Below are 13,165 nucleotides of genomic sequence, written 5' to 3'. Positions count from 1 at the left end.
TCGGGATTTTATACTCGATTATTTGTTTAAAAAGTAGGATAGGATATCCCCTTGAGTATAAATAATTTTCAATATGGACAGATATAAGGAGGAACGGGCATTGGATATGCGCCGCTGGGCATCTACAAGCAATGTATTGGCATCCATGATATCAATACTGTCAGCCATGCCGTATTTAAACTGCATTTGAACCGCATTATAATTTTCTTCGGCTGATTTGACTTCGTCTGCAAGATTGATCAGGGTGGCTTTTGCGGTATTAAATTCCAGAAAAGACTGCTTTGCTTCAAGGATTACCGCCTTCTTTTCATCTGCCAGGACCTTGGTTGCCTGGCGTTGCCTGGCTTGGGCTTGTTGGACCTGGGCCCTTCGTAATCCGCCGTCATACAGGGTAAAAACAAGTTGGGCCTGGATATATGCCTCTTCGGTATCATATCCGCTTTGGGTGCCGGTTCCTGCATCATAGGTGATGTCCTTTTCCCGGTAGCCGCCTTCAAGCTCAATGCGGGGCCAGTATTCACCCGTCTCATAGGCAATGGTCCGTTGGGCAATTTCAACCTCTTTTGAGGCTTCCTTGATTTCATAACGGTTTTCAAGGGCGTGGGACTTTATCTCTTCAAACGTAACTGAAAATTGTTTAATGTTTTTGATATCCACTGATGCAAAGGAAAATTTGTCTTCAATGCCGGTGAGCCTGACAATATCGGCTTTGGCGCTTTGAACATTATTGCGTGCCACAATCTGATTGGTTTTAGCCTTTGATAATTCCGCCTGGGCCCGGTACAGGGCCGTTCTTGTCACACTGCCCACAGTGAGTTTTTCATTCACCGAGTCCCTGTATGTGTTCAAGCGGTCAACTTCGGCATCCGCCACCCCGACCAGTCGTTTTAAATTCACCGCCTGGATATAGACCTGGGCCACCTGGAAAATATAATCGCTTCGAATAGCCTGTTCTGAAAAATTTGCCTTTTCAATGCCTTTTTTACTCACATCATAGGCGATGAGTTCCCTGCCGTTCAGGGTAAATGACTGGGTAAGTTTGCCGCCGAACGTATTGACATCAGGGATATAATAATCGTCGTTTTTATAATTCAGGTAACTGCCGTATAGCGTAGCTGACGGAATAAGCACAGACTGGGCCCGCTTTTTCTCCTGCTTTGCAATATAGGTCTGTTCCCTGGCAATCTGGATGGTTTCCGCATTTTCATTGGCCATTCGGCACAACTGCTTCAGCGTGTATGACGGCTCGCAGATGCCTTGTGCAGAAAATTCGAAAACCAGTAACAGCAAGGTCTGAACGCAGACATGAATTTTGTTCATAAAATGCGGCAAGGAAACCCCTGAGTCTTTAGCTCAGGGGAGGGCCGTCCTCCTTATAATTAAGATAGTAGCCCAGGCACCGGACCTTAACACGTCGTATTGTAAGAATAACCGTCAGATGCATGAAGCAGCCTGCAGTATTTCCAGCTAATGCCCTGTACTGTTTTGTCCACTGTTTTAATGTTAAACGAACCGCTTTTTCTGACAGCGACGCGCCCGGTGTACGTTCCAACCTTTTTGCCGGAAGTGACAACGGCCTTGACGATGTCGCCCGTCTGAAACCCTTTGACTTTTTTCTCAGTTGACTTTGCTGTTGTCCGGGGGAATCCGAACTTGTTTACCCTGCACATCTGTCTTGAGCCATGACCGTCTGCCTTTACAATCAACACGGCCTTATCGATCTGAAAAATCTTTTCAGGTGTGCTTTTCCCGACACAGGCGGCATCGAGCCAATGCGTTTTGTGAAGTCCCCTGGTCGTCCGGTTGAATTTTGTCAAACCGCCGGAGCCTGTTTCAACCGGCAGTCCGGTTTTTTTCAAGGTACGGAACAAGTCCCATCGGGTCGTGTTGACGGCGCCCGCATCCTTGAGCGGCACTTTGGACTGCTTTTGAATTCGCTTCAACAGTCCCGGTTTCCTTGAAAGGAACTGTTCTAGGGGCTTGTTCCCCTTCTTCCTGTTGCACGCCGTACAGGCCAGTGTCAGATTACTGACTCTGTTGGACCCGCCTTTCGATCTCGGCACGATATGTTCAATCTCCAATGGGATATCTGTTTTTCCGCAGTAGGCACACGTTCTGTCCCATTTTTCCAGAAGGTATTCCCGTACCTCATAGCCCATGAGTTCCCCCTGCTGATACTCAACACCTGATATTTCGGGATTCTGTATTTTCTGCATGTCAAACCGAACCAACTCCATTGAAATTGCCTGAATATTGCAAAACCGGCACAACCGGTTGACCCAGGTTTCGATATTGTGAACCCGGCTTTTTAATGAAGGCGGCAACCATCCTTCCGCCCTGGTCCGGTTATCAAAGCGCGGCTTCCGGTATCGCGTTTTCCGGTTTCTCCGGGATCTTCTGATGGCTCGTCTTGATTCCAGATTATTTTTGATCTGTTGGCCTCGATGTCTCAGTTCCATGGCAAAAATAATCTCTCCGGAATCGTCGTTAATCACGGCAATTCCGGTCTCTCTACTGCCCGGATCAATCTTGATCCGCAATGGGTTTGATGCCACGTCCAAAACGGTCTCTTTCAAAATGATCGTGAAGGGGAACTGTCTGAAAACCGCGGCTTTCCCTTCTGTCAAAAGCAGTCTTGCCTTTGCCGGATGCACCGGATTCTGCGGCTTTTTGTTTGTATCCAGAACAAATACACTCAATTTTAAAATCCTCTTGTTTCCAAGGTAATGTTTGCCGCGTCAATGTTATGACCGGGTTTGGCGCAAGCAGCACCGGTTTAACCCCTTAGACCTGTTTAACCACTTGCCGTAGAACCTGGAGCTGGCGAGCACCCCAGGGTACCTGTTTCCGATCTAACGTAGTGTTCGAAGCACTTAGACTGGTCAACTTTGGGGCTTTTTCAAGCCCCTCGGTCTTTAGCCGAGGGGTAGTTGACTTTTAACGTCCTGTATGTTTAGAGCCTGTCTAAGGATTATTGGCGGAAAGGTGAAAAATCAATCCAGCAATGAGCCTGAACCAGTTTGTCTGGAAGATACACTCAGGCCGATAACCCAGCCGAGAAGCAGTACGCCTACACCGGCCAGAAACCATTTAATCATACCGGTTTTAAACATAAATCCGGTATCTTCCTTTTGTTGGGCAAGTGCGGTAGACAAAGATGCGTTCCGGGTTTTAAGACGTTTATTTTCCTCTAATGTATCGGCGATATCGGCAGAGGCGGTCTTAAGCGCAGCGTATTGTGATTTTAAGGTTTCAAGGCTTTGGGTCAGGGTCCGGTTCTTTTTTTTAAGCTGGTCCAGGGCAACCAGGTCTGTTTGTTCCGTTAATGTTTTTATTTTATCTTCAAGGGCCGCATTTTCTTTTTTTAAGCGGTCTATGAGTATTGATTTGGGTGGATCTGTGACAACATAGTCTTTATCCACCCATCCCTGCTCCCCGGATGAAAGTTCCACCTTAAGGTAGCCATTGCTTTCTTCGAGTATGGTTAAAGGGGTATCGCTTTTTAACGCCGAGATTACAGGGTAGCCGGGGCCAGGTCCCTTCCTGAATGTGAGAATGAGCATATCAGAGACATAAGCGGTCCGGGCATGGCATATCGCTGTGGTCCCTATCACAATTAGGATAAGGGCACAAATCCGTGGAAATAGTTTTATCATTATTACTTGGCTCCTTAACAGTTTATATTTAATTACCAGTCCTTCCCTGTTTTTACAACACCCGGCATGTAAAAAAAAACTTGCCAAACCGCATGGAACATGGGATCAGTCATTATGATTCAATTTAACTTTCAATCGATACCGGATCTGGCCGGCCAGCGTCTGATACTCGGGTTTGACGGTCAGACCCTTAATGCTGAATTAAAACATCTGATAACGGAATACAGGACCGGGGGAATAATTTTGTTCCGGCCCAATATTGACTCTGCAGACCAGTTGCGGCGTTTGTGCATGGATGCCCGAAAATATGCACTGGATCAAGGGTTGCCGGATCTGTTTGTTGCCGTGGACCAGGAAGGCGGGCAGGTGGCAAGATTGCGCAACCCCTTCACTGAATTTCCCGGCAATCCTCATATGCGAACCCTTGAAGACGCCCGGCAATTTGCCAGGATTACAGCATCAGAGCTGTCTGACATGGGCATTAACATGAATATGGCGCCGGTTATGGATGTGGCCCCGCCGGATGTGGATTCCATCATGAAAGACCGGGTGTTTACAGGGGATGCAGATCGTGTATCCCAATTGGGCACCACAGTAATCCAGGGGCTTCAAGAGGGCGGAATCATGGCTGTGGCCAAACATTTTCCCGGTATCGGCAGAACAGTCAAGGATTCTCATTTTTTTCTGCCTGAACTGGATGCGGAACTGTCCGATTTAAAACAGACAGACCTGGTTCCTTTTGACGCCGCAAAAAAAGCACAGGTCTCGGGGATTATGCTGTCCCATATTTTGTACCCCAGGCTGGATCCACACTGGCAGGCCAGCTTGTCAAAGCGCATTGCATACGATTTATTAAGAACGGATATGGGATATCAGGGCCTTGTCATGACCGACGATCTTGACATGAAGGCCATCAGTCATGATATGGATACCTGTATTTACAGGATCATGACTGCCCAAATCGACATGGCGCTTGTCTGCCACGCAGGTCCTAATATTGCTGAAGCCAGGGACGCTGCCATGCGATATCTTGAAAAGGACAGGGAACTGTATGAATCCGGCCGGATCTGTGTGAGAAGGATTTTAGCGGCCAAAGAAACGTTTCTTGTTTGATATCTTATATGGAACTTCACAATACTATTTTTTAGTTGGCGTCATCCACCGTAAATTTTATCCGGGAATACACATCATCTGCAAGTCCGCATACCTGATTGTTCCGGATCATTTCCCAGCCCCTGGCTGCGATCATGGCCGCATTATCTCCGCATAAGGACAAAGGGGGTGAAAATACGTTGATTTTATGCTGTTCAGCCCTTTCAGAGAGAATGTCAACAAAGGTGCGGTTGGCGGAGACCCCGCCTGCAATGCCGATGTCGGCACATTTTTTTTTCTTAGCTGCGGCAATCAATTTTGTGGAGAGTACATCAATGACAGCCATCTGGAATCCGGCTGCCACATGGGCAAGTCGGTCATCGTCTATATCCGGACTCATTTCCGGGGTTTCATGCAGGTGCCGGGCTACCGCGGATTTAAGTCCGCTGAAACTGAAATCAAAGCTGTCTTTCCCAAGCATGCTTCTGGGAAATTTTATTTTTTCAGGATTCCCTTTTTGGGCCAGGGCTTCAATGGCAGGCCCGCCCGGATAGCTTAACCCCATCATTTTGGCCACCTTGTCAAAGGCTTCGCCTGCCGCATCATCCCGGGTCTGCCCCATAAGGGTAAATGCACCGGGTTCTTTCACATGGTAAATATTGGTGTGCCCCCCTGATACCACAAGGCAGATGAATGGGAAACCGGGGGGATTGTCCAGAAGCTGTAACGAGCAGATATGGGCTTCAAGATGGTTGACCCCTGCCAGGGGGAGATGTCGTGCCCAGGCCAGGGCCTTTGCATAGGAAAATCCCACCAGCAGTGCACCTATCAGTCCGGGGCCCTGGGTAGCCGCAATACCGTCAATGTCATTTAAGCCGACATCGGCTTGCATCAAAGCCTGATCCACCAACGGGTCTATGGCCTCAAGGTGCATTCGTGATGCAAGTTCAGGCACGACACCGCCGTATATGGCATGGGTAGATACCTGGGAGGCCACAATGGAAGAGCGAATGCGCACACCGTCTTCCACGACGGCCACCGCAGTTTCGTCGCAGGAAGATTCGATCCCGAGAATGCGCATGGTGTTACTTTCCGGCGGGGTAATCAGACATACTGGGTCTGGTTCTCGTCATTTTTTCTTTCCAGGATTTCACCTATGAGATAAGGCCTTTCTTCCATGGCACCCAGTCTGTCCATGACGTCCTGTGCGGAACTTTCAGGAACCACGACCACCATGCCGATGCCGTTGTTAAAGGTTCTGTGCATGTCATGTTCCGGGACATTGCCTTCCCGCTGAATGATTTTGAATATGGGTGGAATCCGCCAAGACCCTTTGTGAATAATGGCTTTGCATGCCCGGGGGATAACCCGGGTGATGTTTTCATCTATCCCGCCGCCTGTGATATGAACCAGGCCCTGAACAGGCAGGTCGCGCAACAGATTTAAGATGGTGGATACATAGATGACAGTGGGTTTAAGCAGTTCTTCGCCAAGGGTGCTGCCCAATTCAGCGATCCGGGTATCGACGTCATACCCGCATTTGTCAAAAAAAATCTTGCGCACCAGGGAAAATCCATTGGAATGCACACCCGAAGAGGCGATACCGATAAGTTTGTGCCCGGGTCGAATGTAAGAACCGTCAATAATTTTATCATTGTCAACAAGACCGACGGAAAAACCTGACAGGTCATATTCGCCTTCCTGGTACATGCCGGGCATTTCAGCGGTTTCGCCGCCGATCAGTGCACACCCGGCCTGGTTACAGCCCTGGGCAACCCCTTCAATGATTTTTTCAGCCACGCCGTTGTCCAGTCTGCCCATGGCAAGATAATCCAAAAAAAATAAGGGTTTGGCACCCTGGACAATAATGTCGTTGACGCACATGGCCACAAGGTCTATGCCGATGGTGTCGTGTTTGCTCATCTGGAATGCGATTTTCAGCTTGGTACCCACGCCGTCTGTGGAACTCACCAGCACCGGGTTGGAAATATTGGCCAGATTCAAGGAAAAAAGTCCGCCGAAACCACCAATTTCACCCATTACACCGGCCCGTGGGGTCGCTTTGGCAATGTTTTTTATCCGGTCCACCAGCCGGGTGGCTTTATCAATATCAACACCGGAATCCGCATATGTCAAAGAGTCATTCATTTCATCTCACCTATGGCATATTATAAATATTTATTCGTCCCTTTAAAGGCGTCAATCATACGCCCAAAGCCTTTAAAATGTCAAAAGCTTTTTGACAAGGGATACCTGGATGAAGTATTAAGTGGAGAATTTTTAAACACGGGACTATTTTGGAGAAAATATCTTCGATGAAAACAATTCATATCGGCATACTTGGATTCGGTGTAGTAGGGGCAGGCGTGGCAAAATTGCTTAAGGAAAAAAAAGGACTGCTTGAATCCCGGATCGGCGCTTGCCTGAATCTTAAAACCATTGCTGACCTTGATATTAAAACGGATCGGGGTGTTGACCTGACGGATACCCAATTAATAACCGATGCCGCATCGGTTATTAACGACCCGGACATTGACATTATTGTGGAGCTTATCGGCGGTCAGACCGTCGCAAGGGAGTTCATTCTAAAAGTTCTTGAAAACAAAAAGCATGCGGTGACTGCAAATAAGGCACTTCTGGCACGTTTTGGCAATGAACTGGTCGGGGTTGCCGAAAAGAACCAGGTTGATCTGGCGTTTGAAGCGTCCTGTGGGGGCTGCATGCCTGTGATAAAAAGCCTGAGGGAATCTTTGGTCGCCAACGACATCCAAGCCATGTGCGGCATTCTCAACGGGACCTGCAATTATATTTTAAGCAAGATGACCCGGGACGGCTCCCAGTTTGAGGATGCCTTAAAAAAGGCTCAGAAGCTGGGGTTTGCCGAAGCGGAACCATCTCTGGATGTGGATGGATATGATACGGCCCATAAGCTTGCCATATTAAATGCCCTGGCCCATGGTATGGAGATCAACCTTGATGATATCCATGTGGAAGGCATCCGGAACATCGGTCCGGATGATATCGGGTTTGCCGGAGATTTTGGCTATACCATTAAATTGCTTGCCATCGGGAAAAAACATGAGAACCATGTTGAAGCCCGGGTACATCCGACCATGATTCCCTGTTCCAATCCATTGTCCCATGTGGATCATTCCATGAATGCCATTGCCATTGATGCAGACGCCACAGGACGCACCATGCTTTATGGTCACGGCGCAGGCATGATGCCCACCGCCTCTGCTGTTCTTTCGGATATCGTCGATATTGCCAGAAACATCATCGCCGGCACCCGGCGCAGGGTTCCTGCGTTGGGCTATCCCGAAGAAAATATTCAAAAAATACCTATACTGCCCATGGCCCGGTTATCCACCCGGTATTATCTGCGCTTTGAAGCCCAGGACTCTCCGGGCGTTCTGTCCACTATTTCAGGTATTCTGGGCGAAAACGACATCAGCATCAAATCCGTTCATCAAAAAGGACGCAATGCCAATGGTCAGGTACCCATTGTCATGCTGACTCACCTGGCAAAGGAGCGCAGCGTTCAGGCGGCCCTTGCCCGAATTATTCAAACCGACTGCGTGGTGGGACACCCCGTTGTTATCCGCATTGAAGAGGATGACACGGAGTAATGAACAGCCGTTTCATTATCACCGTTTCATTATCAACAGATTAAATAAGACAAAAGGGTTAAAAGAATGAAAATAGTTGTTGCAGATCTGGAAGGGGTCTTTTTGCCGGAAATCTGGATCAATGTGGCCAAGAAAACCGGGATTGACGAACTTAAACTGACCACCCGGGATATCAGTGATTATGATGTCCTCATGACTAAGCGTCTGTCCATACTGGATGCGCATAATCTGACACTTACGGATATCCAGGATGTCATTGCAACCCTTGATCCCCTTGACGGTGCAAAGCAGACGCTGGACTGGATCCGCAAGCAGACCCAAATCATTATTCTGTCCGATACCTTTGAAGAATTTGCAGGTCCGCTCATGGAAAAACTGGGGTTTCCCGCGCTCCTTTGTCATAACCTGACTGTGAACGCATCAAACCGGATCACCGGATACAATCTGAGAATCGATAATCAGAAAGCCCGGGCCGTCAAAGCCCTCCAGGGCTTGAACTATCATGTCATTGCATTTGGTGATTCCTACAATGATACCGGAATGATTCTGGCGGCAGACCAGGGCTTTTTCTTTAAACCCCCTGAATCCATTACCAGGGATTTTCCTGATATTCCCATCACCCGCTCCTATGATGAGCTGAAGGTGATGCTTTCTAATCTTCTGGCAAACTGATGAATGATAAATATTGATAAGTTTAAAGACCTGCGGGTACTTGTCATCGGGGACTTAATGCTTGATGAGTACCTGTGGGGCAAAGTTGACAGGATTTCCCCGGAGGCGCCTGTGCCCGTGGTGGCCGTGGAAAAGGAAAGCCATACACTGGGCGGGGCCGGTAATGTGATAAATAACCTCTCAGCCATGGGGGCGAAGGTCTTTGCCATGGGGCGCGTGGGTACGGGGCAGGCCGGCTGCAGCGTTTTAAAAAAGCTCGAAATGTTACGCGTTGATGTAACAGGGGTGATCCGTGAAGCGGATTGTCCCACAACACGCAAAACCAGAATCATTGCAGCCGGTCAGCAGATGCTTCGCATCGACAGGGAAGTCAGGCACTGTATCAGTGTCCAAACACTTGAGGCATTAACCCGGATTCTTGCCGGTTACATAGATAAAATGGATCTTGTTATAATTTCAGATTATGATAAAGGCCTGGTAACCCGTGAGCTTGTTGCCCGTATTGTTGAGCCGGCAAGGAAATCAGGGGTAATGACCCTGGCCGATCCCAAATCCATGGATTTCTCCAAATACATGGGGGTAACCGTGTTGACCCCGAATAAAAAAGAAGCGGCCATTGCCGCCGGTATGCAGATTCAAACACCTGAAGAGATGGCAGCGGCGGCAGCAAAGCTCATGGCCGTGGCCGGCCTTGAAAAACTTCTGATTACCTGCGGAAAAGCCGGTATGGTTCTCTATGAAACCGGAAAAACGGCAGTGGTCATTGCATCCAAAGCAAGACAGGTCTTTGACGTGTCCGGGGCCGGAGATACGGTTATCTCTCTTTTGGGCCTGGGACTGGCATCAGGCGCCACGTTTAAAGCGGCGGCCGGGTTGGCCAATCTTGCCGCAGGTATTGTGGTGGCTAAAGTAGGCACGGCAACCGTATCCGTTGATGAGTTAAAACAAAGCAGCGTTGGAAGATACCGCGAAAAATTTGGTTAAAATATCTTTATTGACAACACCTTTCATGTGTGGTTAAACTTTCAAACTGATAGTAGCTATTAAAAAAAATAGATTCGTATTTATTGATGAAATCAGGTAAAAAATGATTGATACCCATTCACATATTCTGCCGGAACTGGACGATGGATGTGAAACCATTGAACAGTCCATGAATTTTATTGCTCAGGCAATCAATCAGGGTGTTAGAGTCATGTTTGCAACCCCTCATTGTTGCGACGGGGTGTATGATTGCACAAAAAAAGAGATTTTGGCTGCCTGGCGATTTTTATGCGAGACAGTCGAACGGCAGGGGCTGGATATCCAAATCCTGCCGGGTGCGGAAATCCGGGTCAATCATGATCTGGTGGCCCGGTACGACGCCGGCGATTTGTTGACATTGGGGGATACCAGTCGATTTCTCCTGCTGGAGCTGCCGCCCATGTTCATTATGAACGCGTTTCTCAGAATGGTCCGACAGCTCACGGAACGGGGCATCATCCCCATCATTGCCCATGCCGAACGCAATCCCATGATTATAGCCCGGCCGGAACTGGCCGCAGAGTTGATCTCCACAGGCGCCGAGATCCAGATTACAGCGGGTAGCCTGAAAGGTGACTTTGGTCGGGCGCCCCGTAAAACTGCAAAAATACTAGTCCAAAACAATCAGGTTTTCTGTCTGGGGTCAGACATCCACCCGGGCCGGAAATATCGGATGAAGGCAGCCGAAAAATTTTTGAATAAAGCCGGCAGTATAGTACAGACTGAAAAAATTGTTCAGAAAAACCCGGAAAAAATTCTCAAGGAATGTGTTGATCAATTTATATATGATACACTGATAGTTGAATAACCTATCACCGGCCTTTTAAATATTATTTGTTAAATCATTAACAAATATTTAATATGTGTAAATGAAAACTAAGGAGGAAAACATGAAAAAAATGACCAGACAAGTTTATCTGGTAGTCCTGGCTTTGACTTTGGCCTGTATGGTTGCCGGACAAGCCTTTGCCCAGCTGACCCCGGATGAAAAGACAGAAATTGAAAATGCCGCAGCCACTGGAAACACAGAGGCAGTCAAGGCAGCCGTTAAAAGAGCGATCAAACGGGCAGTGGCGGCCGGGCAAAATCCTGAAACCGTAGCCAGCGAAGCTGCATCTGCAGCTGTTTTAGCTGCCGTTCTCGGGAATCAGGATTCTACTGCTGTGGCGCAAGCTGTCGGTTCCGGTGCCACATCCGGTGCCGTGGAAGCGGCTGTGGAAACAGGTCAGGATGTTGCGGCAGCCACCCAGGCAGCAAGTTCCGGTGCCACATCAGGCGCTGTGGAAGCGGCTGTGGAAACAGGTCAGGATGTTGCGGCAGCCACCCAGGCAGCAAGTTCCGGTGCCACATCAGGCGCTGTGGAAGCGGCTGTAAATACGGGTCAGGATGTTGCGACAACCACCCAGGCAGCAAGTTCCGGTGCCACATCAGGCGCTGTGGAAGCGGCTGTTGCAACGGGTCAGGATGTTGCGACAACCACCCAGGCAGCAAGTTCCGGTGCTACATCAGGCGCTGTGGAAGCGGCTGTTGCAACGGGTCAGGATGTTGCGACAACCACCCAGGCAGCAAGTTCCGGTGCCACATCCGGTGCTGAGGAAGCAGCTGCTGCAACAGGTCAGGATGTTGCAGCTATAAGCGAAGCCGCAAGTTCCGGTGCCACATTAGCCGAGCCCGAGCCCGAGCCCGAGCCTGAGCCTGAGCCTGAGCCTGAGCCTGAGCCTGTAGTAGAAGAGCCTATAACTCAGGATGAAACTGAAGCAAGTCCTAGATAACTGAATTTCTAAAAATAAAGTGAATCTTTACACAACCCAATAGTACTAAATGGAGATTTTTATGAAATTGAACCAACCCCACTACATTTTTGTCTGCGTCCTGGCAGCCCTCTGTCTGATGCTGACAGGCAGTCAGGCCTTTGCCCGTATGGTGATCAAGCCACACATCCAGGCGGACTGGCAGATTGATAGCAACTTTCATAAGGCGGAAAACGAAGAAAAAACCGTTCACACCTACACACTACAACCGGGCGTGGATTTTGGGTACACCACGGACAAGACCCTCATGACCCTGGACTACACCCTTAGACGGTTCATGTACGATGACAAGGATGAAAACATACCCGGTCAGATTGATGCGGATGAGTATGACTACACAGCTCACAAAGCTTTGTTGCGCGTCAAAACCATGCCCACCCAGAGGTTGGAACTGGGACTGGACAATACCTTTATGAAGACCCGTGACCCAGCCACTGCCGATGCCAACGACAACAGTATCGACAGGTTTAAGTACACCCTGAATCGGTTTGCTCCCCGGATCGTTTATAATTTCGGCGAAAAATTCGACGTTGCCCTTAAATACACCAACCTGTTAACCGATTATTCAGATGACGGCCTAAATGAGGGCGAAGATTCGGTGGAAAACCGGGGTGGTCTCACCTGGTCCTACAACCTTACCCCCAAGACCTCCTTTAACCTGGATTATCAAATTTGGGAAAGGGATTATGATAAAGATTCAATAGACTACACGTCAAACCAGGTTATGTTCAACGTCAAGCGTCAGGTCAATTATTTGACCTTCGGCGCCGGGATTGGTTACCACACCAGGGATTTTGACGAGACCGTGGCTTCCGGCGATATTGATAAATTTGTATGGAAACTGTCTGTACTGGGCCAGAACCCCCCGGATGCCAGATCTATTCCCAAACACTCGGTTTACCTTTCCCTGGGCTCCAACCTGAACGATTCAGGTACTGGGGATACATACTATGAGTCCATGCGTCTGGATGCCCGCCTTACCTATCTGGCCATGGAAAGACTCAACTGCATCCTTTCCGGATATTTACAAAATTCCGACTATGAAACCTCTGATCGTGATGATGACCGCTGGCTGATATCTCTGGGGGCGGACTATCTGATCAACCCGTTCTTTACTGTCGGGCTTTCCGGTGGACACGAGGAGCGGGACTCTAACTTTGACGGGAAGGATTTTGACAACCAATATATCATGCTTAAGGCCAAGTTCAATTATGACTTTGCCATGAAATAGATTAAAAAAACATTGTCATTACCTTAAAACGGGTCTTAAATAACTTACCCA

The 13,165-nt window shown here is 48.7% G+C and carries 12 protein-coding genes; 7 read left to right on the top strand and 5 right to left on the bottom strand.

Features of this window, described 5'->3' with window-relative positions:
* Positions 1-18 precede the first annotated feature (18 nt).
* The 3 genes from HXW94_RS04905 to HXW94_RS04895 form a co-directional block, all read right to left on the bottom strand.
* Positions 19-1,332, bottom strand: a complete 1,314-nt coding sequence (locus HXW94_RS04905; protein WP_246293751.1) for a TolC family protein — start codon at positions 1,330-1,332, stop codon at positions 19-21.
* 74 nt (positions 1,333-1,406) lie between these two features.
* Entirely contained in the window at positions 1,407-2,699 is a 1,293-nt protein-coding gene (iscB, locus tag HXW94_RS04900; RefSeq protein ID WP_178365777.1) for an RNA-guided endonuclease IscB, read from the bottom strand.
* 294 nt (positions 2,700-2,993) lie between these two features.
* Entirely contained in the window at positions 2,994-3,656 is a 663-nt protein-coding gene (locus tag HXW94_RS04895) for a TIGR04211 family SH3 domain-containing protein (protein WP_178365776.1), read from the bottom strand.
* A 114-nt stretch (positions 3,657-3,770) separates the two neighbouring features.
* On the opposite strand from HXW94_RS04895, the gene nagZ reads away from it, so the two are divergent.
* The gene (nagZ, locus tag HXW94_RS04890) at positions 3,771-4,769 is read left to right on the top strand and encodes a beta-N-acetylhexosaminidase (protein WP_178365775.1); all 999 of its coding nucleotides are present in this window, start codon (positions 3,771-3,773) and stop codon (positions 4,767-4,769) included.
* Between the two features lie 31 nt (positions 4,770-4,800).
* Here the strand turns inward: nagZ and tsaD are convergent, their stop codons facing one another.
* A complete protein-coding gene (gene tsaD, locus HXW94_RS04885; RefSeq protein ID WP_178365774.1) occupies positions 4,801-5,829 on the bottom strand; it encodes a tRNA (adenosine(37)-N6)-threonylcarbamoyltransferase complex transferase subunit TsaD in 1,029 nt (342 codons plus the stop codon).
* Between the two features lie 23 nt (positions 5,830-5,852).
* Complete coding sequence (gene purM / locus HXW94_RS04880; protein WP_178365773.1) at positions 5,853-6,896, bottom strand: phosphoribosylformylglycinamidine cyclo-ligase; 1,044 nt, start codon at positions 6,894-6,896, stop codon at positions 5,853-5,855.
* Between the two features lie 167 nt (positions 6,897-7,063).
* On the opposite strand from purM, the gene HXW94_RS04875 reads away from it, so the two are divergent.
* The 6 genes from HXW94_RS04875 to HXW94_RS04850 all read left to right on the top strand — a co-directional run bounded on the left by HXW94_RS04875 (position 7,064) and on the right by HXW94_RS04850 (position 13,114).
* On the top strand, positions 7,064-8,377 hold the full coding sequence (locus tag HXW94_RS04875) for a homoserine dehydrogenase (protein WP_178365772.1): 1,314 nt from the start codon (positions 7,064-7,066) through the stop codon (positions 8,375-8,377).
* 66 nt (positions 8,378-8,443) lie between these two features.
* Positions 8,444-9,049 (top strand): bifunctional phosphoserine phosphatase/homoserine phosphotransferase ThrH, encoded by a 606-nt coding sequence (gene thrH / locus HXW94_RS04870; protein WP_178365771.1) that lies wholly within the window; start codon positions 8,444-8,446, stop codon positions 9,047-9,049.
* Positions 9,050-9,052: 3 nt separating this feature from the next.
* Positions 9,053-10,033, top strand: a complete 981-nt coding sequence (gene rfaE1 / locus HXW94_RS04865; protein WP_178365770.1) for a D-glycero-beta-D-manno-heptose-7-phosphate kinase — start codon at positions 9,053-9,055, stop codon at positions 10,031-10,033.
* Positions 10,034-10,136: 103 nt separating this feature from the next.
* A complete protein-coding gene (locus HXW94_RS04860; protein WP_178365769.1) occupies positions 10,137-10,880 on the top strand; it encodes a tyrosine-protein phosphatase in 744 nt (247 codons plus the stop codon).
* Positions 10,881-10,962: 82 nt separating this feature from the next.
* A complete protein-coding gene (locus tag HXW94_RS04855) occupies positions 10,963-11,844 on the top strand; it encodes a hypothetical protein (RefSeq protein ID WP_178365768.1) in 882 nt (293 codons plus the stop codon).
* A 61-nt stretch (positions 11,845-11,905) separates the two neighbouring features.
* Positions 11,906-13,114, top strand: a complete 1,209-nt coding sequence (locus HXW94_RS04850) for an outer membrane beta-barrel protein (protein WP_178365767.1) — start codon at positions 11,906-11,908, stop codon at positions 13,112-13,114.
* Positions 13,115-13,165 lie beyond the last annotated feature (51 nt).

This window comes from Desulfobacter latus (genome assembly GCF_013389365.1).
GTDB classification, from domain to species: Bacteria; Desulfobacterota; Desulfobacteria; order Desulfobacterales; family Desulfobacteraceae; genus Desulfobacter; species Desulfobacter latus.
Note: the sequence above shows the minus strand (reverse complement) of the source record. Positions and strands in the feature narration are given on the sequence as shown.

What these genes read in the sequence shown, in the direction of transcription:
- rfaE1 (WP_178365770.1), top strand. Translation starts at nt 9,053, where the DNA reads ATGATAAATATTGATAAGTTTAAAGACCTGCGGGTACTTGTCATCGGG.
- tsaD (WP_178365774.1), bottom strand. Translation starts at nt 5,829, where the DNA reads ATGCGCATTCTCGGGATCGAATCTTCCTGCGACGAAACTGCGGTGGCC.
- HXW94_RS04855 (WP_178365768.1), top strand. Translation starts at nt 10,963, where the DNA reads ATGAAAAAAATGACCAGACAAGTTTATCTGGTAGTCCTGGCTTTGACT.
- nagZ (WP_178365775.1), top strand. Translation starts at nt 3,771, where the DNA reads ATGATTCAATTTAACTTTCAATCGATACCGGATCTGGCCGGCCAGCGT.
- HXW94_RS04875 (WP_178365772.1), top strand. Translation starts at nt 7,064, where the DNA reads ATGAAAACAATTCATATCGGCATACTTGGATTCGGTGTAGTAGGGGCA.
- HXW94_RS04860 (WP_178365769.1), top strand. Translation starts at nt 10,137, where the DNA reads ATGATTGATACCCATTCACATATTCTGCCGGAACTGGACGATGGATGT.
- thrH (WP_178365771.1), top strand. Translation starts at nt 8,444, where the DNA reads ATGAAAATAGTTGTTGCAGATCTGGAAGGGGTCTTTTTGCCGGAAATC.
- HXW94_RS04850 (WP_178365767.1), top strand. Translation starts at nt 11,906, where the DNA reads ATGAAATTGAACCAACCCCACTACATTTTTGTCTGCGTCCTGGCAGCC.
- purM (WP_178365773.1), bottom strand. Translation starts at nt 6,896, where the DNA reads ATGAATGACTCTTTGACATATGCGGATTCCGGTGTTGATATTGATAAA.
- HXW94_RS04895 (WP_178365776.1), bottom strand. Translation starts at nt 3,656, where the DNA reads ATGATAAAACTATTTCCACGGATTTGTGCCCTTATCCTAATTGTGATA.